Raw genomic sequence first — 26,893 nt, 5'->3', positions numbered from 1 at the left:
AAATTGCGCCGATAATATTTCTTCTGCGCGGCTGTCATTTTCGCCGCGGCACGCCGACTAATTAATCCTTCCAGGACGACCCCAAAATCATCGTGCAGAAATTCTCGCGATGGTAATGAGGGTCCTTCAATGCCAGCACGTCCGCCTTCACGTTGCCGAAGGTCGTCTCCGGCTTGTGGATCGTGCCGTGCGCGAATGCGTCGATGATGCCTTCCTTGAAATGCGCGCCGCGCGGGTGGGCGTGGATCACTTCATGGCGCTGGTGTTCGGTGAATTCGTCATAGGCGAGGCCCAGCACGTCCATCTCCACGCCTGCGGTCACCAGTGCGACCACTGGCTTCATATATTGCGGAATCCCAGGCGTAGTGTGCAGCGCTATCGAGTTCCACACCTGCTCGATATCGTCTTCGCCGATGCCGTGGCGCTGCAGAAAATCACGCGCTGCGTTGGCGCCGTCCACCTCGAAGCGATCATGCTCGCTGCTATACGGCGCGACGAGCCCCATGTCATGAAACATCGCGCCGATGTACAACAGCTCGGGGTCATACTTGAGTTGCTTGCGCGCACCGGCCAGCGAGCCGAACAGGAACACGCGCCGCGAATGGTGATAGAGCAACTCGGTTTCGGTATCGCGCACAAGCTGCGTGGCTTCGCGCGCCATCATGCTGTCGGGAATGTGGATGCCTGCGATCGTGGTCATGTGATGTGCTCCATGAAAGACTTGAGTGAACCCGACGCGCGGTCTTTGTGACTCGATAGCGCGTTTGGTATGCTGGTCCGCGATGCTTTTTCTGGCTGCTTATTTGACCCGTCGAGCAGCGCGTCCGATGAAGCTCAGTATTGGTCAGCAAGCCGTCGCGGGCAATCGCCGCGGACCGTTGAACACTGCCAAACGCACCGCGTTGACTGCCGCAGGCCGCGGATTCTCATCCATCGTCAAAGGAGATCATTCGATGCCTACCGTCGCGATCGCGATCTTTCCCGGCGTGCAGGCGCTCGACGTCGCCGGTCCGGTCGATGTGTTCTCCGAAGCCAATCGCTTCATCGCGCCGCAGGATCGCTATGAGATCACGCTGCTCAGCGCGAAGCCGGGTCCACTGCGTGCGTCCAACGGCATGACGCTCGTCGCCGATGCCACGTTCGACCAGGCACGCCGGCCGTTTGATCTTGCGCTGGTTGCAGGCGGCCCTGCATTGCCCGACGGCACCACGCCCGACACACGTTTGCTGGATTGGTTGTCGCGAGCCGCCACACAATGCGAGCGTTTCGGCTCGATCTGCACCGGCGCGTTCGCGCTCGGCCACGCGGGGCTGCTCGACGCACGCAAGGTAACGACGCACTGGCAGCACGCGGCGCAACTCGCCGAGCAGTTTCCGCTAGCCCATGTCGATTTCGACCGGATCTACCTGCGTGACGGCAACCTGGTCACGTCAGCGGGTGTAACAGCGGGCATCGATCTATCGCTTGCGTTGGTCGCCGAACATTACGGGCCGCATACGGCGCTCGCCGTCGCCAAACGGCTGGTGGTGTTCGCACAGCGGCAAGGCGGTCAATCGCAGTTCAGCCCTTACCTGACCGCACCCGCTGACGACACCTCGCCGGTCGCCAAAGTGCAGGCGCACGTCATGGAACGGATTCGCGAGAGCTTTACGGTCAAACAACTGGCGGACGTCGCCGGAATGAGCGCGCGGAATTTCGCCCGCGTGTTCGTGCAGGAAACCAGGGTGACGCCGCATGAATTCGTCGAGCGTGCTCGCGTGGATGCGGCGCGCAAGTTGCTCGAAAGCAGCGATGCCGCGCTCAAGGCGATTGCGTATGACTGCGGCTTCGGCACCGCGGACCGGATGCGCATTGTCTTCACGAAGCGAATCGGCGTCACGCCGATGCAATATCGCGAGCGCTTTCGCTCTGCCTGAGGGAAGCAGGATGACGGCGGCATGGGCACCATTCAGGAGAGCCGTTAGCGCGCCGCCGAAATGCGACTTGAAGACCCGGGTCGCTGCAAGCATCAGACATAGCGTGAGAAAATAGCGGTCTTCTCAAGCGAACGATCACAAGGAACGACATGTCTCCCTCTTCTCCGATCCGTGCGATCGTTACCGGCCACAATCGCGGCCTCGGCGCGTCTCTCACTGAACAACTGCTGACGCGCGGCGTCGCGGTACTGGGTCTGTCCCGCTCGCGTCACGCCACGCTCAAAGAGCGTTTCCCGGCACTGCTCGACGAAATCGAGCTCGAGCTTGCGGATCCCACGCGCGTCGCGCAGTGGGTCGCAACCGATGCACTGCGCAGCTTCGTCAGCGGCGCGCAGACCGTACTGTTGATCAACAACGCAGGCATGGTCCAGCCGATCGGTCCGATCGAAGGCCAGAACGCCGCCGACATCGCGACCGCCGTGAGTCTGAACGTGGCCACGCCGCTGATGCTGGCGAGCGCGCTTGCCGCAGCCAGCGTCGACGCAACCGACCGCCGCATCATGCATATTTCCAGCGGCGCGGCGCGCAGTGCGTATCCCGGCTGGAGCATCTACTGCGCGACCAAGGCCGCGCTCGATCATCATGCACGCGCCGTTGCACTCGACGCGAATCGCGCGCTGCGTATCTGCAGCCTGGCGCCGGGCGTGATCGATACGAATATGCAGGCGGAGATTCGCAGCAGCGGCGAGGAACAGTTCCCGATGCGCGAAAAATTCGAAGACCTCAAGCGCAACGGCCAGCTTTCGACGCCCGAACAATGCGCCACCCAGTTGCTCGATTACGCCTTCAGCGATGCATTCGGCCAAACACCTGTGGCCGACATTCGCGAGGTCGCGAAGCAGGCCTGATACGCGAGCTTCGTGCTCCCGTAAAACCTCACCTTTCGGCTGAAACGTCGAACCTCACACGCCGGGCGCAACCATCGCGCTGCGCTCAACCCTTATCCACCAACCCACCTGTCTGATCGTACACGACGCTGCCCAATTCAATGGCATTACTACATTAGTTAGCAAAGCTAATCTAGAGATGAGTAAATTTCTGCATAGTGGGACAGCGGAAAAGTAAGTTGACGAAGCGTCACACCGCCCATAGAGTTACCCGATAACCACGCTCGGTTCGAACCGCATCCGGCCGTTCGAAGAACCTGAATACGCGGAGCATCTGTCGAGTCCGCGAGTGCGTGAAGGAGACGACCATGAGCACCTCACCCAAAAAGCCATTGCGCAGCCAGGCCTGGTTCGGCAAAGCCGACAAAGACGGCTTCATCCATCGCTCATGGATGAAGAATCAGGGTCTACCGCATCATCTGTTCGATGGCCGGCCTGTCATCGGCATCTGCAATACGTGGTCTGAATTGACGCCTTGCAATGCGCATTTCCGCGAACTCGCCGAATACGTCAAGAAAGGCGTCTACGAAGCAGGCGGCTTCCCGCTCGAATTTCCGGTCATGTCGCTGGGTGAATCGAATTTGCGGCCTACGGCGATGCTGTTTCGCAACCTCGCGTCCATGGATGTCGAAGAGTCGATTCGCGGCAATCCGATCGACGGTGTCATCCTGCTATGCGGCTGCGACAAAACCACGCCCGCGCTGCTGATGGGCGCGGCGTCGTGCAACCTTCCCGCACTGGCGGTCTCGGGCGGCCCAATGCTGAACGGCCGCTACCGGGGCGAGACCATCGGTTCGGGTACCGGCGTCTGGCAAATGTCAGAGCAAGTGCGAGCGGGCAAGATGGAGATGGCAGAGTTCATCGAGGCGGAAAGCTGTATGAACCGCTCGCGCGGGCACTGCATGACCATGGGCACGGCGTCGACCATGGCCTCGATGGTCGAAGCACTCGGAATGGGTTTGCCGCACAACGCCGCGATTCCCGCCGTCGACGCGCGCCGTCAGGTACTGGCTCATATGGCGGGACGCCGCATCGTCGAGATGGTCCGTGAGGACCTCACAATGAGCAAGATTCTCACGCGCGAAGCGTTCGAAAACGCGATCCGCACGAATGCGGCGATCGGTGGCTCGACCAACGCCGTGGTGCATCTATTGGCGATAGCGGGACGTATCGGGGTTGACCTGAAGCTGGAAGACTGGGAACGCGGTTCGGATGTGCCGTGCCTCGTGAATCTGCAACCCTCCGGCGAATTCTTGATGGAAGATTTCTATTATGCCGGCGGCTTGCCCGCCGTCCTGCGCGAACTCGGCGAGGCGCAACTGTTGCATCGCGACGCGTTGACGGTAAACGGCCGCAGCATCTGGGAGAACGTGAGTCGCGCAGAATGCTTCGACCGCAAGGTAATCTTTCCGGTCGCAGAGCCGTTTAAGCCGAAGGCCGGCATTGCCGTGCTCAAAGGCAATCTTGCAGTGGATGGCGCGGTCATCAAGCCATCGGCGGCCACGCCCGAACTCTTGCAGCATCGCGGCCGCGCCGTGGTGTTTGAAAACGTCGAGGACCTGCACGCACGCATCAACGACGAGAGCCTCGACATCGACGCCAGCTGCGTGATGGTGCTCAAAGGCGCGGGCCCGAAGGGCTATCCCGGCTTCGCCGAGGTAGGCAACATGCCGCTCCCCACCAAGGTTCTGAAGCAGGGCATTACCGACATGGTGCGCATTTCGGACGGCCGGATGAGCGGCACTGCCTACGGCGCAGTCGTGTTGCACGTAGCGCCCGAAGCGGCCGCGGGTGGCACTCTGGCGCTCGTTCGCGATGGCGACATGATCGAACTCGACGTTGCCGGGCGACGCCTGCATCTGGATATCGACGATGCGGAGCTCGAGCGCCGCCGAGCGGAGTGGAAGGCGCCGGAACCGCCCGCACGCGGCTGGTACAAGCTGTATGTCGAGACGGTCCAGCAGGCCAATCTGGGAGCCGACCTGGCATTCCTCGTCGGTTCCAGCGGTGCGGCAGTGCCGCGCGACTCGCATTGAGCGGACGTCATGAACCAAGCTTCCGTTCATTCGAGCAGCATCGCCGGAATCTATCCGATCCTTTACGCATTCTTCGATCGAGACAACCATCTGGACCGCGGCGCGATGCGCCGACAGATGGAAGCCGTCGTGCGCGCCCAGGCTCCTGGTGTGGCCGTGCTCGGACTCGCCACCGAAGTCAACAAGCTCTCCCGAATCGAGCGCGAACAGATCATTCAGTGGGCAATCGAAGACAGCGGCGGCACGCTGCCGCTCGCAGTCACGGTAAGCGGCAGTTCAGTTGAGGCCCAGCGCGATCTGGCTGGCTACGCGATTGCACAAGGCGCAAGTTGGCTGATCCTGCAGCCGCCTGCGCTGGCCGCCGGCGCGCCGCCGCAACCCGAGGCGTTCTATTTCAACTTCTTCGCCGACGTGATGAACGGACTCGGCGTGCCGGTCGGCATTCAGAATGCGCCCGAATATCTCGGCATCGGCTTGTCGGCCGAAAGCCTAGAACGTCTCGCCGCACAGTGCCCGAACTTCCGCCTGCTCAAGGGTGAAGGTCCGTCGATCGTGCTGGCGGAAACGGTGGCGCGCGTCGGCCATCTGATGCCCGTGCTCAACGGGCGTGGCGGCATGGAGTTGCTCGACAATCTGCGTGCCGGATGCGCGGGCATGATCGTGGCGCCCGATTGTTTCGACTGGCAGCAGCGAATCTACCGGGCGTTCGTCGGTGGCGACGTTGCACAAGCCGAAGCGCTGTACGGCCAGGTGCTGCCGGCGATTGTCTTCGTCATGCAGTCGTTGGATACGCTGATCTGTTACGGCAAACGAATCGCTGCGTGGCGGATGGGTTTCGACGTCGAGCATGATCGCGATGTAAAGCTGCTGCCCACTCGTTTCGGTCTCGAAGCGGCGCGGCGGTTCGCCGAGATGCTCGGACCATTGCCCTAATTCACTCGTGCGCAATCTGAATTTCTCGATTGCGGCAATCATGCCCGCCTGCGGCGGAGAAGCCGCACCTCACACGCCGGGCGCAACCATCGCGTCGCGCTCGGCCGCTCCAATCTCGCCGTGCGGCACGAACACATAGCCGCGTCCCCACACCGTCTGCACATAGCGCGGCTCGGAAGGATCAATCTCGATCAGACGCCGTAGCCGCCAGATCGATACATCGAGACTTCGCCCTTGATGCAGCACGCTATTACCGCGCAATTTCTCGTTGAGTTGCACGCGCGTGAGGACGGTCATCGCGTGATTGACGAAGATTTTCAGCAACGCGAATTCGGAGCTGCGCAGCGCGAAATGCTCGTTATCACGGCGCAATTCGCGTGCGGAGAAGTTCAGCTCGCAACGTCCGAAGCGGTACGGCGGCCGCGTTTCCGGCGCGCCTGGCGCGAGCGCGCCACGCCGGCGCAGCAGCACGCGGATGCGGGCGAGCAATTCGGCAGGGTCGGCGGGCTTGCTCATGAAATCGTCGGCGCCGAGCTCGAGACCGATCACGCGATCGATCGCCTTGCTGCTCGCCGACAGCAAAATCACCGGCACGTCGTTGCCGCTCATGCGCAAATCGCGCAGTACGGCAAGGCCGTCGCCGTGCGGCGCTGAGACGTCGAGCACCAGCAACGCCGGCCGCTCCGTCTCGACCACGTGCTTCAGTCCGCCGCAATGCGGACGTGCGGACACGCCGCAGCCTTGCCCGCGTAAAGATTCGCCCACTACTGCCGTTAAACCGGCATCGGCGCCAACAAAGAGAATGTGCTGACTCATCCAACTGATTCCAGGAGACGATCGGTTTTCAGAGACAGGCGATGGCTTGCGGGAATAGCAAATCCGCTGACCGCTTGTCGTCCGCGTCGCCATCTTCCCTGTATGCCGCTATTCTCAAAACGCGGAACAGCCCCCAAGGTTGGCAATTTCTTCCCAACTCTTTCAACGCAGAACGTGATATGGGAAAGTTCGCCAAGTCACCCTGCGATGCGCGCATCAGCTCCCGAAAAATCTCACCTTTGGTACGAAGCGAACGGGATCAGGCGCGAAGTGCCCATCGGAGCGCTCCCGAAAACCCTCACCTTTCGAGCTTGGGGGCAGGCCGCAAAGGCATGCTGGGCGGGCAACCGATGGTTCAGAACCGGCCACTCCCGCAAACCCTCACCTTTGGAAGGGGTCGAGTAATCTGCATACCCAGGTAAGAGACGACGTGTGTCAGGCGCTCACATTCCGCGCCGATGGCGGATCTGCTCGGAAAATACTGGCGGGAGTCGCCGACGGAATTGTCGGAAGGTGAAGAGGAGTGATGCGATGCAACTCACGTGTGCGCTAAGGCATCACGCTCCCGAATATTCTCACCTTTGAGCTTTGTGAAGACATTCAAGACGCCGGCCGCCATCAGGGCAGCCGGCTCATTCAACCAGGCAATCAGAACTTGTGACGAATCCCCACCACTGCCACTTCCTGGCTGTTGGTCCCTGAATTCACGCCGTAACTGCCGATCGAGGCTTGCGCGCTCACCACCTTGCCGCTCGCGTTCAACGTGTTGCCGCTCGCCTTCTGGTAGCCCGCTAGCGCATACAGTTCGGTGCGCTTCGACAACGCGAAGTCCGCACCGAGGTTGACCTGGTTGTAGTGTGCCGAACTCGGACCCGTCAACGACGTGTAGTTATAGCCAACGCCCGTGCGCAAGGCCGAAGTGATCTGATAGTTGAAGAACACCGAGCCGTTGTTGAACTTGGCGGTGCTGCTGAAAGCGGAGAACGTGTCGTTCGCGTACTGCGTGTTCGAGTAAGCTGCACCGACCGTTGCCGCGCCGATCACATACTGTCCACCCACCCGCACGATCTGAATCGACTTGGCGCTCGCAAAGCCCGCGTTGATGACTGTGTTGAACAGCGAATCGGAACTGCTGGTCCACGTACGCACATTCGCCGTCGTCGTCGTGTTGCCGCCGTTCGCGTAGAAGTAAGCTGCGCCGAGCGACAACGGGCCGTTTGCATAGGCCGCGCCGAAGCTATACGTCTGGCCGCTGCCGGTCGCACCCGCAACACCACCCACGCCGTACAGCGCCTCGACCTGGAAGCCGGCGAACAACGGGCTCACGTACTTGACCGAGTTGCTTACGCGCAGACTGTTGTCGTAGTTGTCGAGGTCGCCAGGCGTGGCAAACACGCCGCCGAAGTAGTTGTCTTCCGTGAGACCTTGCACCAGATCGACCACCGGGTCGTATTGGCGTCCGAGGGTGACCGTCCCCCACGTGCCGCTCGACAAACCGACCACTGCCTTGCGGCCGAATTCGCGGCTGCCCTGCCCAAGCGCGCCCGTACCGATGTTGAAACCATTCTCGAGTTGGAACACGGCGGCGAGGCCGCCGCCCAGGTCTTCGGTGCCCTTAAGGCCCCAACGGCTGCCAGACAGGTTGCCGCTGCTGAACTTCACGAGCGTCGACTGATTCTGACCGCTCGCGTTTTGTGCGTTGTGAACATAGGCGATACCGGCATCGACGATGCCGTACAGCGTGACACTGCTCTGTGCCTGAGCGCCGGCAGCAAGCAAAAGACCTGCGGGCAATGCGAGGAGAGAAAGACGTTTCATTTTTGGAGTTCCCGTATCAATGTTGTATTTGTTTAAATCTGGCGCAACGATACGAGAGGAATTTGTGTCGGCAAACTAACGAATTCTTCGATGAATATGAAAATGCCGGTAGCGTGAGCGCTTCTAAGGCCACGCGTTGGCGTGATGTCACGCAGGGATGGCGGACAGCTCGGAAGGTGCGTATTTCGCGGTGGCAAGGACTTCGGCAGGAACGGGTACGTGCGCGCGCCGCAACAGCGCGCCACTGCGGAACATCAGCAGATCGCCCGGCTCGCAGGTGGTCCAGACTTCATCGGTGAGCGGTGTGGTGGCGATCACTGCCGTGCGATCTGCCGGCGTGCCGCGCTCGGCGAAATCAACTGAGAGGTCGCCGTCGACGAGACGCGCGCTCGAAAACGGCCAGTGACGTATCACATACGACAGGCGCGTCGAGCAATACGCGAACTGTGCCGTGCCGTTCGAAAGCACGAAGTTGAAAATGCCATACGGGTTCAGTGCGTGCGTCGCCTGCTCGATAACGTCGAATACCGCGTCGATGTCATTCGTGTCTGCATGATTGGCGAAATGCGCGTAGAGGCGATTCATGATGAAGCAGAACGCCGCTTCGCTGTCGGTCGTGCCGACTGGTGCATACGGACCTTGCTCCGGTTCACCGAGCGGCTGCAGGTCGCCGTTATGCGCGAACACCCATTGCTGGCCGCGCAACTCGCGCATGAACGGGTGGCAGTTCTCCACGCGCGCGCCGCCTTGAGTCGCCTTGCGAATATGCGCGACGACGTTGCGCGACTTGATCGGATGGCTTTTCAGAAACTCGGCGACCGGCGACTGATACGCGGGCTTCTCATCCACGAACACGCGGCACGCGCGATCTTCGTAGAACGCCACGCCCCAGCCGTCCACGTGATGGTCGGTGAGACCTCCGCGTGCGGCAAAGCCCGTCAGCGAAAAACTGACGTCGGTGGGTTCGGCGCAGCTGAGGGCGAGCAGTTGGCACATGCTCGCAGACTAGCGTGTTTCAACCGCCGCCGTTATAGCGAATCATGCTTTGCAAATCACCGGCGCAGCGCTCCCGAAAACCCTCACCTTTGGCCGGCCCGCCGCGCATGCGGCGTCTAGCTCGCCAGCTTGCGGAACGTTTCCAGCACCGCGTCGCCCTTGAACGGCTTGACGATCCAGCCTTTCACGCCCGCCGCCTTGCCGCGCTCTTTCATTGCCGGGCTGCTCTCGGTTGTCAGCATGATGACGTTGACGGTCGTGTTCGCGAGTTCGCCGCGAATCTTTTCGACCATCGTCAGGCCATCCATATTCGGCATGTTGACGTCGCTGATCACCAGCTTGATGCCCGGGCTGGCCTTCAGTTTTGCGAGGCCGTCTTTGCCGTCCACTGCCGTGTCGACGTCCAGGCCATTCTTCTTCAGAAAGCCGGCCACTTCGTCGCGCACGGTGCTCGAATCATCTACCACCAGAATTTTCGACATGTTTGTTTCCTATGACAACATTCAGAACAGATCCAGTTCGCCCGCTTCGACCATCGCGCCGACGTCGTCCGTGACTTCCTTGAAGTCCTCCGGCGACCAGCTCAGGCTGAACACAAAACGTTGATGCAGCTTGACCGAGCGGCCCGTCTGCGGGTCGGTCAGCGAGTACATGAAACACAGCTGCGGATTGCCGCTGCCGAACGAGATGTACTTGTGCTTGTGATTCACCAGCAGTGGCACCTGCACCTGGCTGCGCAGCCAGGCGTCCGCATCGCCGACATAGCGGTTCTTGAACGAACCCCAGATCAGATTGGTCACTTCGCCGAGCACGCCATTCAGATCGCGGAAATTTGCTTCGCCGTCTTCCGCGTGCTCGCTCATCCGATAACGATCGATCAGTTCGAGGATCGGCGCCTCTTCCGCTTGCATCATCATGTAACCGCGGCACCACGCGCTTTCCAGCGGAATCAGGCTGAACACTTCGCCGAAGATGATCCGGTCGCGCACGATATAAGGCGTGTCGCACGTGATGGTCAGATCCTTGAACACGTCGCCGAGAATCGCCTGCGTCATGTCGGCGATGCCGCGCACCAGCGCGTTCGGATAATCCAGGCTGAAGATGTATTCGTCGATCACCTTGCGCAACGGCGCCATATCGTGTGCGACGTAGGCCGCGCAGACCACGCGGCGCAAGCTCTCCGGCAGACTCTCGACGCTCGGATCGTCATCCCGCCGGATGATGATCGGCAGCTCGGGGCGCACCGCGTTGATCCTGATCGCGATTTCGGCGCTCGCTTCGGCTGAGCCACCGTAGCCTTCAGCGAACAGAACCGCGCCCAGATCGATGTTCGAGCGCAGCACCGACTGCAAGCGGTTCTTGCCGACTTTCACGCCAACCAGATTGTTCTCGTCACAAAAGCGCTTCAGCGCCGCTTTGTGCACGGGGCAATCGTCGAGCACCAGCACCTTGCTGACCGGCTTGTTCATGTTCATTTCGCGTTCCTGCTCGCTGCGGATATCGACGTCATGGTCGAAACCCAACACTCAAAACAACTCCAGCTCACCGCTGGATTCTTCGATCGCGCTCGTGTCGGCCACGAAGTCGATCGGCGCATGGGCACACACGCATACCGTCGCGGCAAGCTGCACGGAACTGTTCAGCGTGACCGAATACGACGACAGCAAACCCGGCTTCAATGCCGGCAGATGCCCCAGACAACGCGCGCTCAACACATAAGGCGTCGACATGCCGAGGTCCGGGAAATAACGCAGCAGCTCCTGATTCATCGCGCCGCAACACAGATTGCAGATTTCCAGAAACGCTTCCTGAAACGGCCGCTCGTCGCCTTCTTTCAGGTAGTAGCCGCGGGTGCTGTCGTTTTCGTCGAAGTGCAGGATCAGCAGCAGTCTGAACACGATCGACGAGATGGTCAGCACGACCACCTGGGTGTCCTTCGTTGCGCCCTCACCGGCCTCGCTGAGCGGCGCGATCTCACACGTATCGCCAGAATCCCGCGGCAAACGCGCCTGTGCCGCCTTGCGGAAAATGCGTTCGAAGCTGTCCTTCGCCTGGCTCGTGATCACGCCGGCACCTGGTGCAGCTTCGAGTGGAACTGATTGGCAAGCGATTCGACGCTGGAGAGCGACGCCGCGATCATCTTGCCACCCGCCTGGATGTCCTGGAACGTGGACGTGGTGGTCAGATCGTTGCGGTGCAGGCTGTCGCGATAGCTTTTCGACAATTCCTCAGAACGCGCAGCGAGCGCCCGAACCTCGCTCGCCACCACCGCGAAGCCACGTCCTGCCGGACCCGCGCGCGCGGCCTCGATCGACGCGTTCAACGACACGATCACCACATGCCGGACGATCGACGAGAGCTCCTGATTCTTCGCGTGCATATCGTGGTTCTGCGTCATCAGCGAGATCATCTGCTCGTGCCAACGCTCGAACGTGGCGCCGAGGCTCTTCAGACGCGCGGCTTCGCCGGCGATCTGTCGCGCCTGATGCGCCCACTGGTCTTTATCGTCAGTCGCTGCTTTCAACGTTACGCGCAGTTCGTCGACGCTGGCTGATTGCTGCCTCAGCTCCTCACGCAACTGCGCGGCCAGGGCTTCCATCTCCTGCGCGGCCTGTTCGCGTTCCCGGATCGCTTCGGCGTGGTCCGCCTGTGCCGCCGATAACGCCTTGATCCGTGCATCTGCTTCGTCACGCAACCGTGCCGTCAGCCTCGCGCTTTGCAACTTGTGCACGACAAAAGCCAGCAGCGCGGTTACCGCGCTGCCCGCCATCGCCGCCAATACGTACTGTTGAATCACAACCTATCCTTCCGAAGTCCGTCGCGAAGCGCGTCAATCGGCGCTCCGACCAACGGTCAATCCGCCATCGCGTCGAGTTGCAGTTCGCCGGCATCGCCGCGCGCCGCCACACCCAGCGTGTCGACGGCGAAGCTATCCGGCAGGCAGACGATCGTCTGGAACTGACGGAACGAAGCGCCCTTGTGATCGTCGGTGAAGCGCAGTTCGATGCGGCCGTTCTCGCGCCTGAGGAAGTCGCGCACCGCGTCCATGCCGACGCCACGGCCCGATACTTCCGTCACCGTTGCGGCGGTCGAGAAGCCCGGCCGGAAAATGAATTCGGCGATGGCTTCGTCGCTCAGGTGTTCGTCGCTGCCGATCCAGCCGCGCTCGACGGCAATGCCGCGAATCCGTTCGAGTGCGAGGCCGCGACCGTCATCGCTGAGCGTGATCTGCAGTGCGCCGCTGTCCACGCCCACTTCGATATCGATGGTGCCGGCCGGTGTCTTGCCGTGTGCGCTACGCGCCTCGGCGGTTTCGATGCCGTGGTCCATCGAATTGCGCAGCAGATGCATGAACACGGTGTTCAAGGTGCCACCCGCCTGGCCGCGCAGACGGTAGCCGTTGTCGTCGATGCGCACGACCGGCGCCGGCTTGCCCAGTTCCTGCGCCAACGAAGGCAGCGAGTCCAGCACGCCGGAGAGCGCATCGCGCACGCTTTCGCTGCCCAAGGCGCGCAAGGTCTGGCGCAGTGCATCGCGCATTGACTGCAATTCGTGGAGTTCGCCGGCGTTCGTCTTGTCCAGCATGCTCAAGGTCTGCTGAATCTGCTCTTTCTCGACCATCACATAGCGACCCGCGTTGCCGGCGTTATTCGCTCCGGCCTTGCTCTTGCGTCCGAGGCTATGTTCGTTGATCTTCGCGTAGCTCTCGATCGCCTCACGCACGCGCGTCAGCTCCTGCATCAGGTGTTCCTGATCCCACGAGCGGTCCGCGTCCGGTTGGCGCAGTTCGTGATAGCTCTGCTCGGTTTCATGAACGACGTTGGTCAGATGCGCCAGGTTATAAGTCCGTGCATTACCCTTAATGGTGTGCATGTTGCGGAACAGCTCGGCGATCGCTGCATGGTCCGCTTCCGAATGCTTGCGGATGATGCGCTCGTTCTCGCTGACGAAACCTGCGGAGCTTTCAATGAAGTGATGGAACTTCTCTTCGCTCACCGCGAGAATCTCGCCGATCATGTCGAGACGGCGGCGCTGTTCGCTGGCTTCCGCAGCGAGCTTGCGCAGTTCGGTAACGTCGCGCACGCACAGCATCAAGCGCCCGATAACGTCGTTTTCGTCGGTGATTGCCGACCAGCTGAGGTCGAGAATCTTCACGCGGCCATCGGGCATGCGCTTCGAAATTTCACCGACCAGCAGATGCTGATTGAACGCGAAGTTGATGCAATCTTCGCCGAGGCAGGCATGGGCGGCCGCATCGACTTGCGAGAGCACGTCCGAGCCGAGATCCGTATCCGAGAACACCAGATCCATCAGACCGCGCCCGGCGATGTCCTTTGTTTCGAAGATGTCTTCCAGATACGCCGAATACTCCGAGTGGATCACGGCGCCGTCGACCACCGTCAAGATACCTTGCTGCATGTTCTGCAACATCGCCTGGATGTCGGCGGTTTTCTGCTTGAGTTGCGCCGAGCTTTCCTGGATCTTTTCGATCATGCCGTTGAAGGCGACGATCGAATGGCCGATCTCATCCAACCGGCCTACCGGCACGCGGCGCGTGAAATCCTGACTCGAAGCGATCTCGCTCATCATCGCTTGCATGCGGCTGAGCGGACGGGTGATCTGACGGTAGAGCAGCGTGCCGATGAAAGTCAGCAGAATGATCGCGATACCGGTCACGACGGCGATGGCCGTCGTGGTGGTGGAAAGCGTGGCGTTCAGTGCGGTGATCGCATCGTCTTTCTGGCGGTTCTTCTCAACACGCAGGGTTTCGACAATGCCTTCGAGTTCGTCGCGATACTGCGCGACGTTGGCGAACAGATACGCTTGCGCGAGTTCGTTCTTGCCGTCGGCCTTCATCTTCGCCGTCTCGGCGATTGCGGAAAAGTAGTTCTCGAGGCTGTCGTTGGCCTGGGAAACGAGGCCTTGCTGGGCATGGCTCGCGGCATCTTTGCCTTGCAGCGCAAGAGCCTGTTGCAACGAGGCCTTTTTCTTCTTCAGTTCGTCTTGTGCCTGGGCGACCATGTTGGCGTCCGGCGCGTAGACCAAGGTCATGGTCGCAAGCTGTACGTCCTTGACTTGCGAAACGAGGTCGGCGGAAGCCAGTGCACTGGGGACGACGCCCTCGGTCACCTTGCGCACTTCGCCTGCGCTGCCGCGCGTTTGATACACGGCGTAGCCACCGATTGCCGACAAGGCGACGAACATCAAGACAACCAATAGCGTGATGCGATGACGGATAGTCATGTGAAACCCCCGGGGGTATGGCCTTCGCGTCCGCCCTCGATCGGGGCAGCGCGTTATTTGCTAATTTGAGTCAAGCTTGCAGCGCTGCCGAGTATTGCTGGCGCATATTACTAAGCGATGACTACAGAGCGGTTGGCCACGCCCGAGAGCTTAAATATTCTTCTAAAGATTTTAGTTTCGACGCCGTTAACGGCCGTTGTTTCGCGCTCGCCGCGTCAGCGGATCGGCGGAAGATGCTTCGACGCCTCACGCAACGTGAGCGGTGACAGAATGTCTCGCGCGGTCATCAGAAAGCCGCTGACCGCGTGAGGCGCATGCCACGCATAGTCCCGCAAGGCCCAGCCGATTGCCTTGCGAATAAAGAAGTCCGGCTCTGCGGCGAGCGAGCGTGCATAACCAAACAAACGCGTCTCGTCCGTATCGTCACGCCAGCCGAGTTGATGAATCATCGCGATACGGCGAACCCACAACGATTCGTGCTCTAGCGCCGCGTCCATGCATGCCTGGGCGTGCGGCGTCTGTTCGCGCGCCGACTTAAGAATGTCACCGACCACGCCCGCCAGCGGATCGATCGAATCCCACCACGCGCTGCGCTGAGCGATTGTTAGTAGATGCTCGATGTCCGCGATCGCCAACGTCTTCCACTTGCGCGCCAGCAGATCGGTAGCCGCGTATTGGTATTCGCGCTGCGGCATCGCCCATAAGACGTGCGCACACGCGAGCAGGTGTTCCGCGTTTTCAACAGGCAGCCGCTTGAAGACCGGCAACATCGCTTTGCGCCGCAGCGGCGTCGGCACCCCGATGAATTCGAACTGGTCGCGCATGTAGGCGCGCATCGCGACGGCGCGCCCGGCATCCGCGTGCGGAGCCAGCGCTGCCTTGATTTCTTCACCGAAAGCGTCAGGCGTCATTGGGAACGTGCTCCATATGAATGGAAAGTGACTCGCAGATGACTGCGTTTGCGTTTGGCGCAGGCCTCCCGAATCTTCTCACCTTCGAATCGAAAGTGCGTCGACAGGTAGCAACATTATCACCTCACACGCTCCCGAATGTTCTCACCTTTCGGCTTTCAGCTCCCCTCCCAACCGCCGCCTAACACCTTGTACAAAGTCACGAGATTGGCCTGTCGCGACAGACTATCCGACGCCAGTTGCTGTTGCGCGGTGTAGAGCGTGCGTTGCGCGTCGAGGAACGTGAGGAAGCTGTCCGTGCCCGCCTTGTACCGCGCCTGAGCAAGCGTGTAGTACCGCTGTGACGACGTCACGTAGTCACGATCCGCCGCCACCTGATCGACGTACGTTGCACGCGCAGTCAGCGCGTTCGCGACTTCTTTGAACGCTGTCTGAATGGCGCTCTCGTAATCAGCGACCTCGATTTGTTTCTCGATCTTGGCGACGTCGAGCGATGCCTTGTTGCTGCCGTAATCGAAGATCGGCACTGACACGGTCGGCGCGAATTCCCAGGCGCCTGTGCCCGCTTTGAACAAACTTGAAAGCGTCGAACTCGATGTACCAGCCGAAGCCGTCAGCTCGATCTTCGGGAAGAACGCCGCGCGCGCGGCGCCGATGTTCGCATTCGCCGCCTTCAGCGCATGTTCCGCCTGCACGATGTCGGGACGACGGGTGAGCAGCAACGAAGGCACGCCCGCACCGATGTCGGCGAACATCGTCTCGTCATCGAATTCGCGGGCGGGTGGAAGGTCGTCGGGAATCGGCGCGCCGAGCACGGCGACCAGGTTGTTGCGGTCCTGCGCGACGGCGCGCCGATAGGACGCAAGGCTCGCCTTCGCGCTCGCCAACGAGTTTTGCGCCTGCTGCACGTCGAGCATCGACGAATTGCCCAACTCCTGGATGCGCTTTGTCACGTCGTATGTCGACTGATCCGCCTTGACCGTGTATTCGGTGATTTGCAGGAGACGTTCGTCGGACAGGAGCGTCAGGTAGTCGGTCGCTACCGTCGCGATCAGGCTGATCTGCGTACTCTGCCGCGAGGCATCCGTCGCGAGATAGTTTTCCAGAGCCTGACGCTTGAGGCTGCGCAAGCGTCCAAAGAAGTCGATCTCCCATGACGTGGTGCCCACGCTCACGTCGCTGGAACTGCTCGTCACGCCTGAAGTGCGCTCGCGAGTCAGGCTGCCGCTCGCGCTGATCGACGGCGCGAGCGCGGCACGCGTGATGCGGTATTGCGCTTCGTACTCGGCTACGTTCAACGCGGCGACGCGCAGGTCGCGGTTGTTGTCGAGCGCGATCTGGATCAACCGTTGCAGACGTTCATCGCGAAAGAAGCTGCGCCAGGCCATGTCGGCGGCAAGCGGCGGTGCGGTAGTTGTCGTTCCCGGCGTCGCGGTTCCTGAAGCCGTTCCCGAAGCCGCAGCGCTAGTGCTCTCATACGCCTCGCCTTTGGGATAAGCCACCGCAACGGGTGCTGCGGGCCGTTCATAGTGCGGGTCCAGCGTGCACCCCGTCAGCATGGCAACAGCGAACGCCGCCATGCATGCGCTCAATTTGAGTCTCATCATTCAACACCTTCCTGTTGCTTGGCATCGCCGTGTTCGCCGAACAGTCGGCGCACGACGACAAAGAACACCGGCACGAAAAAGATGGCGAGCAGCGTCGCGGCGATCATGCCGCCCATCACGCCGGTGCCGATCGCATGCCGGCTCGCCGAGCCCGCACCTGTGCTGATGACCAGCGGCAGTACGCCGAACACGAAAGCGAGCGAGGTCATCAGAATCGGCCGCAGACGCAGTCGCGCGGCTTCCAGCGTGGCGTCGATCAGGCTGCGGCCCTGCGCTTGCAGGTCCTTGGCGAATTCGACGATCAGGATCGCGTTCTTGGTGGAGAGCCCGATGGTCGCGAGCAAGCCGACCTTGAAGTAGATGTCGTCGGACAGCCCGCGAATATGCGCGCCCAGTACCGCGCCGAGCACGCCGAGCGGCACGACCAGAATCACCGCGATCGGAATGGACCAGCTCTCGTACAGACCGGCCAGACAGAGAAACACCACGACCAGCGAAATCGCGTACAGGTAGATCGCCTGGGATCCGGCAAGGCGCTCCTGGTATGATTGCCCGGTCCAGTCGATGCCATAGCCGGCGGGCAGCTTCTTCACGAGCGCGTCGACGGCGGCCATCGCCTGGCCCGTGCTGGTGTTCGCACCGGTTTGCGCGGTGATTTCCATCGCCAGCGTGCGGTTGAAGCGTTCAATCTGCGGCGGCCCGAACGTCCATTTGCCTGTAGCGAACGCGGAGAACGGGACCATCTGGCCGTCGTAGCCTGTGGTGGTCGTACTGCTCGTGCTTGTGGTCGAGCTGCTTGAAGTGCTCGTACTGGTACTCGTGCTCGAACTGCTCGTCGTGCTGGACTTCACATACCACCGTCCAATATCGGATGGCATCATCCGGTAAGGCGCATCGGCCTGCACGTAGACCTTCTGGATGCGTCCCGTATCGACGTAGTTGTTCACGTAAGTCGAACCGAACGCGGTCTGCAACGTGTCGTTCACGTCGGCGATTGAAAGTCCGAGCGCACTCGCCTTCTCGCGATCGATATCCACATGGAACTGCGGTGTATCGTCGAGGCCGCCGGGACGCATGCCGGCTAGCGCGCTGTCCTGCGCGGCAAGCGCGATCAATTGCTGGCGCGCGGCCATCAGCTTGTCGTGACCCTGCCCGGCGCGATCTTCCAGTTCGAAGTCGAGACCGCTCTGCGTGCCGAGTTCCTGAATGGCCGGCGGATTGAGCGCGAAAATCTGTGCGTCGTGCGAGGCGGCGAAGTGCATGTTGGCGCGCTGGATGATCGCCGCCGCCGAACCGTCGCTGCCGCGCCGCGTGCTCCAGTCCTTCAGCTTGACGAATGCAAGGCCGTTGTTCTGCCCCGAGCCGTTGAAGCTGAAACCGGTCAGCGCGATGATCTTGTCCACCTGCGGCAGACCGAGGTAATACGCCTCGACTTGTTTCACGACTTCCAGCGTCTGCGCGGCGGGCGTGCCGACAGGCGCGGAAATCGACGTGATGATGATCCCCTGATCCTCGTCCGGCAGATAAGACGACGGCAGCTTCATGAAGAGCAGCGCTACCACGCCCCCAATCAGCAGGTAGATCACCATATAACGCATCGGCTTGCCAATCACGCGCGCAACCGCCGAGTCGTAACGATCGGTTCCACGAGTCAGCACACGGTTGAACCAGCCAAGCACGCCGCGCTTCGTGTGGTGCTCGACGTCCGCGCGCCGCAGCATGGTCGCGCACAGCGCCGGTGTCAGCGTCAATGCGAGGAACACGGAGAGCAGCATCGCCGCGACGATCGTGATGGAGAACTGCCGGTAGATCGCGCCCGTGGACCCCGAGAAAAACGCCATTGGAATGAACACGGCAATCAGCACGGTCGTGATGCCGACCAGTGCGCTGGTGATCTGCTTCATCGCTTTGCGCGTGGCTTCGACGGGCGATAGTCCCTCTTCCGCGATCAGCCGCTCCACGTTTTCCACGACCACGATCGCGTCGTCCACCAGCAGCCCGATCGCAAGCACGAGCCCGAACATCGACAGCACGTTGATCGAAAAGCCCACTGCCGACATCACCGCAAACGTGCCGAGCAACGCAACGGGCACGACGATGGTCGGAATCAACGTCGCGCGCAGGTTTTGCAGGAACACGTACATCACGACGAAGACCAGCATTACCGCTTCGATCAGCGTCTTCACCACTTCTTCGATCGAAATGCGCACGAACGGCGTAGTGTCGTACGGATAGTCGACCACCACGTTGTGCGGCAATTGCCCGCTCATTTCGTTCAGCTTCGCGCGGACCGCTTTGGCTACGCTCATCGCGTTCGCACCGCTCGCCAGTTTGACCGCGAGCGAGGCTGCCGGCTTGCCGTTCAGTCGCGAGTCCGTGCTGTAGTCGTCGCCGCCGACTTCGACTCGCGCGACGTCTTTCAGCATGACCTTCGAGCCATCGCTATTCACGCGCAGCAGGATCGCGCCGAACTGCGCGGGCGTGGTGAGCAGGCTCGATGCCGAAATGGTCGCGTTGAGCGCCTGCGTCTTCGTGGACGGCGAGCCGCCGATCTGGCCGACCGAGAGTTGCACGTTCTGATTCGTGATCGCGGTGGTGACGTCGCCGGCAGTCAGACCGACGGCCTGCAGCTTCACCGGATCCAGCCAGATGCGCATGGCGTGCTGCGCGCCGAACAGGGTCACGTCGCCGACGCCGTCGATCTGCGTGAGCGGGTCTTCGATCTGCGTTGCGATGATATTGCCGAGATCGATGGAATTCATGCTGCCGTCAGAGGACGACAGCGACACGATCATCAGAAACGCATTGGCTGCCTTCGCGACCTGAACGCCCTGGTCCTGAACCGTCTGCGGCAGCGACGAACTGGCCTGTTCGACCTTGTTCTGCACCTGCACCTGGGCGATGTCGGCATTGGTGCCCTGCTGGAACGTGAGCGTGATGGTGGCCTGTCCGGCCGAACTGCTGGTGGACGACATGTAGAGCAGATGATCGATGCCGCTCAGTTTCTGCTCGATCACCTGCGTGACCGTTGTCGCCACGGTTTCAGCCGAAGCGCCCGGATACGTCGCCGTGATCTGCACGGAGACCGGCGCCACGCTCGGATACTGTTCGACCGGAAGTGTCCCGATGGAGGCGCCGCCGATCATCATGATGACGATGGCGATAACCCATGCGAGGATCGGTCGGTTGATAAAGAAACCTGCCATAAGTGTCTCGCTTTAGCTGTGTGCGGCCGACATGGTGTCCGCGGTGGCGGGCGCACCCGATATGGCTGGCGATTCGACCGGCTTCACAACACCGCCCGCGCGCGCTTTCTGCGATCCGGCGACGATCACGCGATCGCCCGCCTTGAGGCCGCGCGTGACGAGCCAGTCGGCGCCTGAAGCGGTGTCCGCCGTGACGGGCGTTTGCGTGACCTTGTTGTCGGCACCGACCGTCAGCACGCTCGCCGAGCCGTCGGATGCACGCGAAACCGCGAGTTGCGGCACCGTGATCGCCTGCTGGTTCACGCCCTCTTCAAGCCGTGCGCGCACGAACATGCCGGGCAGCAGCACGCCGTCCGGATTCGGGAACACGCAACGCAAAGTGACCGAGCCGGTGGTGGCGTCGACGGTGATATCGGAGAACAGCAGCTTGCCTGGCTGCGTGTACGTGCTGCCGTCTTCCATCACGAGATGAACGACTGCGCCGTCCGAGCCTGCCTGTTGCAACTGGCCACTGGCGAATTCTTTCTGCAGCCGCAACCAGTCGGCGGATGAGCGCGTGACGTCGAGATACATCTCGGTCGTCGCCTGGACCGTCGCGAGCGCGGTGGTCTGCTCCGCGGTGACGAGCGCGCCTTCAGTCACGCTCGATTTGCCGATCCGTCCCGCGATGGGCGCAACGACTTTGGTGTAGCCGAGGTTGATCGCGGCAGTCTTCAATGCGGCACGGTCGGCGACCACGTCGGCCTTCGCTTCCTCCAGGGAGGCGACGGCGTCGTCGTAGTCCTGCTTGCTCACGCCTTCGATCTTCGACAGTTCGGCGTAGCGGGTGGCTTTGGTCTGCGCGGCGCTCGCTGTCGCCTCGGCTTTGGCCAGCGTGCCGACGGCCTGGTCGTAAGTTGCCTGGTAGCTGGACGGGTCGATCTGGTACAGCACCGCGCCGGTTGCGACCAGCGAGCCTTCCGTGAAGAGGCGCTTTCGGACGATGCCTTCGACCTGCGGCCTGACTTCGGCGACGCGGATCGCCGACAGTCGCCCGGACAATTCAGTACTCGCCACCACGGCGTGCGGCGCGATCGTTTGGACGCCAACTTCGGGGATCAACTGTGGCGGGCCATGCGGCGCCTGCTCGCCGCAACCCGCCAGCCAAAACGTGGCGACAGCGACTGTGGCGGCAAGATAGGTGAATCTCGGTACACGCGAGGAAGATCCGGACGCGCTAGGATTATTCGGCATGCTGTGGGCATCCTTCGACTCAATTCGACAAAGGGCCGTCTGGCATGCGTTGTTCGCTAAAGCGGGGCGGGTGAAAACGTGTCGGTCGACCACGCGCCTGAATCTGCGCGCAAACCAACCCACTGAGCCCGGAGGAAACCGCGTAACGCCACCAGCGGCGAGAAGTGGCCCAGCATAGTGAGTGGCGTCTTACGGTGGCTTAGACGAGGATTACGAGTTGTAACGAGGCGCGTGGTGTTGCGATGAATCGGACGGTGTGACGTTGACCGGCACGGGCTGCTTCACGCAGGCGGACAAAACCGAAGGCAGGCGCCGTAATAAACTGTAAGTGCAGATAAGAACCCGAAACCGCTGCCACCGCAAGATTCGCTATATTGCGACATGCGATAGACGCGCTGCCACGCCGTCCGTCAATTGTCCTCATCGATCAGGGCCCAGCCATGTCAGACACGCCCATCCAGGTTTTACTGGTCGACGACGACGCCGACCTTCGTGACCTGCTCAGAACCTTCTTTCAACAACGCGGCATCGAAATGTCCGTGTTGCACGACGCGAACCATCTGGCACGCCGGCTGGAACGCGAACGGCCCTCGATCATCGTGCTCGATCTGATGATGCCGGGCGTCGACGGACTCAGCGCGCTCAGACAATTGCGTGCGCATGGCGACACGATTCCCGTGATCATGCTGACGGCGCGCGCGGACGGCGTGGATCGCATAATCGGTCTGGAACTCGGCGCCGACGACTACCTCGGCAAGCCATTCATGCCGCAGGAACTGCTTGCGCGTATTCATGCGGTGTTGCGCCGGCATGCGCAGCCATCGTCGGGGTCCACGGCTACGGCGCTCGAAAAACGTGAAGCACTGCGCTTCGGCCGCTTCCGGCTCGACTTCGCGAGGCGCACCCTGTTTCGCGATGACGAAGCGCTCAAGTTGACCGGTGGCGAATATGCGCTGCTCGAAGTGCTCGCCGCGCATCCAATGGAAACGCTGTCGCGCTCGAAGCTCGTCGATCTGCTGCATGGGCCGAACTCGGAAGTGACCGAACGCGGTATCGACGTACCGGTGTGGCGCCTGCGTCGTCTGCTTGAAGACGACCCGGCCAATCCGCGCCGGATCCAGACCATACGCGGCATCGGCTATATGTTCGTGCCCGACGCCAATGACGATGAAAAATCCCTTTAACACACTGTTTGGTCGGCTCGCGTTGATGACGGTGAGCCTGATCGTGCTGGTGCACATCACGGCAATCGTTCTCGTGGACCGTGACCGCGGCCAGATCGACGCGGGTCATGCACAACGCGCTTTAGTGCTCGCGGTTGAGGCGGAACGCGGCGGCCCGCTCGCCGCCTCCCAGGTCGCGGCAACGCTCGGTGTGTCCTATGTGAGCGCGCAAGACGCGATTCGGTATGGCTGTCCTGCGCCGTGTGAGAACACCTCGGGTCCGTTCGAACACGACTTGCGCGAGAAATTGCCAGCAGGCAGCCAGGTCGTATCTGACGGCGAGAACGGCACGGTCTGGGTCCACTACGCGGGCAATCCAGGCTGGCTCAAAATGCAAAACTCGACGCTGCCGGCGCGTCGCTTCCTGGGCGCATCGGCGACGATGCTGGTGTTGGCGGTGATCATCGCGCTGCTCGGCGCATGGCAATTGCAGCGGCCGTTGCACCGGCTGGCGCTCGCCGCGCGCGAGTTCCGCGTCGGCCATCGCGCGCCGGTCGTGGAGGCGAGCGGCCCGCGCGAGTTGAAGGAACTGATCGGCGACTTCAATCAGATGGTGCATGAACTTGCGCAGGCCGAGCAGGAGCGCGCGGTGATGCTAGCCGGCGTGGCGCACGATCTGCGTGCGCCGATCACACGCATGCAGGTGCGCGCGGATCTGCTGCCCGATGAAGCGAATCGCCGTGGTTTTTTGCGGGACTCGGAGTCGTTGTCACGCATCGTCACGCAGTTTCTCGACTTCGCACGTGAGACGGCGGATACCTCGCCAAGCACCAGCGTCGATGCCCACTGTCGCCGGCACTACGGCGACGGCCTCGCGGACGATGCGCTCGTGCGCCTCGATCTACAAGCTGGCGATGGTTTTGGGTTGCCGCTTGTCGATCTCGACCGGATTCTGACCAATCTGATCGAGAACGCGCTCACTTACGGCGAGCCGCCGGTGGAAATTTCGACGTCCCGCCGCGACGGCCAATATACGCTCGAGGTCCGCGATCACGGCGGCGGCATTCCGAGCGGTCAACTTGATCGTGCGCTGCAACCGTTCGTGCGACTCGATGAAGCGCGTAGCGGCGATGCGCACTGCGGGCTCGGGCTTGCGATCGTGCGGCGCCTCGTGCGATATAACGGCGGCGTTTTTCATGCCGATAACGCCGCCGCCGGCGGGTTCGTGGTGACGCTTACGTTTCCCGCCTAGTTTCTGGCCTGGTTTCCGGCTCAGCCCTGAGCAGCGTTGCCAGGAACGACGATCGCACCGTGCGGTCCGCCGCCACCAGGCCCACCCCCACCCCCGCCTCCACCGCCCCAACCTGGAGGCGGCCCCCACCAGCATCCGCTCAAGGTTGCGCTCAGTGCGGCCAGCGCCGCGATTGCCAACAGCTTCTTCATGCTTTCTCCATCGATAGATCTACGGTGACGCAAAGTCGTTGCTCGAGTGGCGACGACACGCGTTATCCGCAACTTATCAACGAGCGAAAGATCATGTTTTACGAGAGCGTTACAAGATGGCGAAGTTTGGCCGCTTCTGGTGCGCACAAGCTGCGGTGTGTATCGCCGTGCGGCGCAGGTAGCACGGCCTTTGCGACGTGACCCGACGCAAGCTGTCGCGCTCACCCTTTGTTTGTATATGGAAGAGGATGTAAGGAGATTGGCGGTATCGGTCTTGCTCTTGCACGTGTCAGGGTGAGGTTTGGAGTGCTCGCTGCATCACCGAAAGCGACCACGACGAGGACTCCCTGGAAATCCTCACCTTATTTAAGGTGCGCGCTCAGCGAGGCGATTGCTCACCTCCTGGAATCGCTCACCTTTGCAGATCATCTCCTGGAATTCCTCACCTTAGTGCGGCGTTGCCTGCTCCTAAGGTGCTGTTCGACTCATGGAATGACTCACCTCTGAAGGAGATGATGTCGTCTCCTGGAATTCCTCACCATTCTTCACTGCTCGATGAATTCCCGGGCGAGCTTGCGTGCCGCGTTCGCAAACATAAGGATGTCCACACCGGTCGCGACGAACGTGCATCCAAGCTCGAGATAGCGACGTGCGAGCACCGGGTCCGAGGTCAACGTGCCGGCCGCCTTGCCGGAAGCAATGATGGTGCGCATCGCGGCTTCGATCGCGTTCTGCACTTCCGGATCGCCGGGCTTGCCGCGATGGCCCATGGACGCGGCCAGATCCGCTGGCCCGATGAAGACGCCATCCACGCCGTCAACCGCGCAGATGGCTTCGAGATTGTCGAGCGCTGTGACCGTCTCCGCCTGCACGAGCAGGCAGATTTCACTGTCCGCGATATCCAGATAGTCGGTCCGCGAACTCCAGCGCGACGCACGTCCCACCGCACTGCCCACACCACGAATTCCATGGGGCGGATAGCGTACGGCAGCCACGCACGCGCGAGCCTGATCCGCGGTATCGATCATCGGAACGAGGAGGTTACGTGCGCCGATATCAAGCAGGCGCTTGAGCAGCGCCGGATCACCGTTCACGGGTCGCACGACGGCTTCGGCGGAATACGGCGCGACCGCCTGCAATTGCGCAAGAATGCTGCGCACGTCGTTCGGGGCGTGCTCGGCGTCGATCAACAGCCACTCGAAGCCGGCGGTCGCGCTGACTTCGGCCAGGTAGGCGTCGGCCATCGAAAGCCAGAAGCCGATCTGTCGTTGACCATTTGCAAGCGCCGCCTTGAATGGGTTAAGCGCTGACATCGACGTTGCGTTCATCACGATTTCTAGCCTCCACGGGGACTTGATTGAATTGAATGGGCTCCACCTTTCCGAGCAGGAACAGGTAGTTGAGGATCGCGATCACGATCAGCCCCGACGAGAACAGCAGCGCGGGAATGAACGAACCGGTTGCACCGACGATCGCGCCGGTGACGATCGGACCGACCACGCCGCCCATGTTGGAGACGGTGTTCTGGATGCCCGCCACCCGCGACACCATGTTCCCAGGCGCAACATCGCCCGGTAGCGCCCAGACCTGGGATGCGGCGACGGTCGTGCCCGACTTCGCCACGCAGAGCAATGCGACGGCCACGAGCGGAGAAGTGGCGAACGCCGCGAGTCCAATGCTCGACGCCATTACCAGGCCGACGACGAGAAACAGTTTTCGGGTCGCGGTGAGCGACAACTTTCCGGACGCATACACACGATCGGAGGCCCAGCCCGCGAATACCTCGACGATCATCGAAAGAACGAGCGGTAGCGAAGCCATGAAGCCCATCTCCATCAGGCTCATGCCGCGTTCCTTGACGAGATAGGTCGGCAGCCAGGTGATGAAGAAGTAGGAGTTGTAGTTGATCATGAAGAAGCCGATGCACATGGCCCAGATGTTCCGATGCGCGAACAGCCTGTGCCAGGGTACATCGGCGGCCGCGCCCACGCTGTCGCCGCGCGACACCGCTTCGCCATCGCGGATATGGGCAAGCTCGGCCGCATTCACGCGTTTGTGATCCGCTGGCGAATCCCTGAACACGAACACCCAGACGACGCACCAGATGAGACCCAGCACACCGGTGATCGCAAAGGTGACCTTCCAGTCGAACGTCGCCAGCAGCCAGGCGATCAGCGGCAGCGCCACCGCGCCGCCAAGCTTGGACCCGCTATCGAAGATGCCGGCCACCGTTGCGCGTTCCTTGCGCGGAAACCATCGCGAGGCGATGCCCGCGTTACTGGGGTAGGCGCCCGCTTCGCCGATGCCCAGCATGACGCGCAGGAGCACGAGGGACTTGAAGCCGGTGGCGAGTCCGGTGACGGCCGTCGCAAGCGACCACCAGAACACGGACGCACCCAGCACGATCTTCTGTCCGAAGCGATCGGCGAGCATGCCCGCAGGCAATTGCAGCAACGCGTATGACCAGAAGAAAGCCGACATCACGATGCCCATCTCCATCGCGCTGAGATGGAACTCCGCCTGAAGATGGGGCGCCGCGGCGGACAGCACCGTGCGGTCGATATAGTTAATGGCAATGGCCGACCACATCAGACCGGCCACCAGCCAGCGCACTTTGCTGCGTG

The 26,893-nt window shown here is 61.6% G+C and carries 22 protein-coding genes; 6 read left to right on the top strand and 16 right to left on the bottom strand.

What is annotated here, in order from left to right:
* Positions 1–61: 61 nt before the first annotated feature.
* On the bottom strand, positions 62–700 hold the full coding sequence (locus M0D68_RS04545; RefSeq protein WP_200617603.1) for an HD domain-containing protein: 639 nt from the start codon (positions 698–700) through the stop codon (positions 62–64).
* A gap of 253 nt (positions 701–953) precedes the next feature.
* Here M0D68_RS04545 and M0D68_RS04540 point away from each other — a divergent pair, with 253 nt between their 5' ends.
* From M0D68_RS04540 to M0D68_RS04525, 4 genes are all read left to right on the top strand, one after another.
* Positions 954–1,916 carry a GlxA family transcriptional regulator gene (locus tag M0D68_RS04540; RefSeq protein WP_266223975.1) on the top strand — a complete coding sequence of 321 codons (963 nt, stop codon included), beginning with the start codon at positions 954–956 and terminating at the stop codon, positions 1,914–1,916.
* A gap of 149 nt (positions 1,917–2,065) precedes the next feature.
* On the top strand, positions 2,066–2,824 hold the full coding sequence (locus tag M0D68_RS04535; RefSeq protein ID WP_266223883.1) for an SDR family oxidoreductase: 759 nt from the start codon (positions 2,066–2,068) through the stop codon (positions 2,822–2,824).
* Positions 2,825–3,171: 347 nt separating this feature from the next.
* Complete coding sequence (locus M0D68_RS04530) at positions 3,172–4,899, top strand: IlvD/Edd family dehydratase (protein ID WP_093634361.1); 1,728 nt, start codon at positions 3,172–3,174, stop codon at positions 4,897–4,899.
* 9 nt (positions 4,900–4,908) lie between these two features.
* Positions 4,909–5,832, top strand: a complete 924-nt coding sequence (locus tag M0D68_RS04525; RefSeq protein WP_266223882.1) for a dihydrodipicolinate synthase family protein — start codon at positions 4,909–4,911, stop codon at positions 5,830–5,832.
* A gap of 69 nt (positions 5,833–5,901) precedes the next feature.
* Here M0D68_RS04525 and M0D68_RS04520 read toward each other — a convergent pair whose 3' ends face one another.
* From M0D68_RS04520 to M0D68_RS04465, 12 genes are all read right to left on the bottom strand, one after another.
* Entirely contained in the window at positions 5,902–6,648 is a 747-nt protein-coding gene (locus tag M0D68_RS04520) for a winged helix-turn-helix domain-containing protein (protein WP_200561205.1), read from the bottom strand.
* Between the two features lie 648 nt (positions 6,649–7,296).
* A complete protein-coding gene (locus M0D68_RS04515; protein ID WP_266223881.1) occupies positions 7,297–8,466 on the bottom strand; it encodes a porin in 1,170 nt (389 codons plus the stop codon).
* Between the two features lie 147 nt (positions 8,467–8,613).
* Positions 8,614–9,462, bottom strand: a complete 849-nt coding sequence (locus M0D68_RS04510) for a class II glutamine amidotransferase (RefSeq protein ID WP_266223880.1) — start codon at positions 9,460–9,462, stop codon at positions 8,614–8,616.
* Positions 9,463–9,578: 116 nt separating this feature from the next.
* Positions 9,579–9,944 carry a response regulator gene (locus M0D68_RS04505; RefSeq protein WP_028196001.1) on the bottom strand — a complete coding sequence of 122 codons (366 nt, stop codon included), beginning with the start codon at positions 9,942–9,944 and terminating at the stop codon, positions 9,579–9,581.
* Positions 9,945–9,965: 21 nt separating this feature from the next.
* The gene (locus M0D68_RS04500; RefSeq protein ID WP_093634445.1) at positions 9,966–10,937 is read right to left on the bottom strand and encodes a chemotaxis protein CheX; all 972 of its coding nucleotides are present in this window, start codon (positions 10,935–10,937) and stop codon (positions 9,966–9,968) included.
* 51 nt (positions 10,938–10,988) lie between these two features.
* Positions 10,989–11,528, bottom strand: a complete 540-nt coding sequence (locus M0D68_RS04495; RefSeq protein ID WP_093634357.1) for a hypothetical protein — start codon at positions 11,526–11,528, stop codon at positions 10,989–10,991.
* Positions 11,525–12,259, bottom strand: a complete 735-nt coding sequence (locus tag M0D68_RS04490; RefSeq protein WP_093634356.1) for a methyl-accepting chemotaxis protein — start codon at positions 12,257–12,259, stop codon at positions 11,525–11,527. Before M0D68_RS04490 ends, M0D68_RS04495 begins: the two co-directional genes overlap by 4 nt.
* A gap of 56 nt (positions 12,260–12,315) precedes the next feature.
* Entirely contained in the window at positions 12,316–14,706 is a 2,391-nt protein-coding gene (locus M0D68_RS04485) for a HAMP domain-containing protein (RefSeq protein WP_266223879.1), read from the bottom strand.
* A gap of 215 nt (positions 14,707–14,921) precedes the next feature.
* Entirely contained in the window at positions 14,922–15,617 is a 696-nt protein-coding gene (locus M0D68_RS04480) for a DNA alkylation repair protein (protein ID WP_266223878.1), read from the bottom strand.
* A 158-nt stretch (positions 15,618–15,775) separates the two neighbouring features.
* The gene (locus M0D68_RS04475; RefSeq protein WP_266223974.1) at positions 15,776–17,221 is read right to left on the bottom strand and encodes an efflux transporter outer membrane subunit; all 1,446 of its coding nucleotides are present in this window, start codon (positions 17,219–17,221) and stop codon (positions 15,776–15,778) included.
* The gene (locus tag M0D68_RS04470; RefSeq protein ID WP_200617633.1) at positions 17,221–20,430 is read right to left on the bottom strand and encodes an efflux RND transporter permease subunit; all 3,210 of its coding nucleotides are present in this window, start codon (positions 20,428–20,430) and stop codon (positions 17,221–17,223) included. The genes M0D68_RS04475 and M0D68_RS04470 overlap by 1 nt, the downstream gene beginning before the upstream one ends.
* 12 nt (positions 20,431–20,442) lie before the next feature.
* Complete coding sequence (locus M0D68_RS04465) at positions 20,443–21,786, bottom strand: efflux RND transporter periplasmic adaptor subunit (RefSeq protein ID WP_323137206.1); 1,344 nt, start codon at positions 21,784–21,786, stop codon at positions 20,443–20,445.
* 317 nt (positions 21,787–22,103) lie between these two features.
* Between M0D68_RS04465 and M0D68_RS04460 the strand changes: the two genes are divergently transcribed.
* Both M0D68_RS04460 and M0D68_RS04455 read left to right on the top strand, forming a co-directional pair.
* The gene (locus tag M0D68_RS04460; RefSeq protein WP_093634350.1) at positions 22,104–22,847 is read left to right on the top strand and encodes a response regulator; all 744 of its coding nucleotides are present in this window, start codon (positions 22,104–22,106) and stop codon (positions 22,845–22,847) included.
* Complete coding sequence (locus tag M0D68_RS04455) at positions 22,831–24,078, top strand: ATP-binding protein (RefSeq protein WP_093634349.1); 1,248 nt, start codon at positions 22,831–22,833, stop codon at positions 24,076–24,078. The genes M0D68_RS04460 and M0D68_RS04455 overlap by 17 nt, the downstream gene beginning before the upstream one ends.
* A 20-nt stretch (positions 24,079–24,098) precedes the next feature.
* Here the strand turns inward: M0D68_RS04455 and M0D68_RS04450 are convergent, their stop codons facing one another.
* From M0D68_RS04450 to M0D68_RS04440, 3 genes are all read right to left on the bottom strand, one after another.
* Entirely contained in the window at positions 24,099–24,269 is a 171-nt protein-coding gene (locus tag M0D68_RS04450) for a hypothetical protein (RefSeq protein ID WP_167378368.1), read from the bottom strand.
* A 545-nt stretch (positions 24,270–24,814) separates the two neighbouring features.
* A complete protein-coding gene (gene hpaI, locus M0D68_RS04445; RefSeq protein ID WP_093634348.1) occupies positions 24,815–25,582 on the bottom strand; it encodes a 4-hydroxy-2-oxoheptanedioate aldolase in 768 nt (255 codons plus the stop codon).
* Positions 25,569–26,858, bottom strand: coding sequence for an MFS transporter (locus M0D68_RS04440; protein ID WP_200653258.1), 1,290 nt, complete (start codon positions 26,856–26,858; stop codon positions 25,569–25,571). Before M0D68_RS04440 ends, hpaI begins: the two co-directional genes overlap by 14 nt.
* Between the last annotated feature and the right edge of the window lie 35 nt (positions 26,859–26,893).

Origin of the sequence: Paraburkholderia sp. SEWSISQ10-3 4, assembly GCF_030464785.1 — a bacterium.
Taxonomy (GTDB): domain Bacteria; phylum Pseudomonadota; class Gammaproteobacteria; order Burkholderiales; family Burkholderiaceae; genus Paraburkholderia; species Paraburkholderia aspalathi.
Note: the sequence above shows the minus strand (reverse complement) of the source record. Positions and strands in the feature narration are given on the sequence as shown.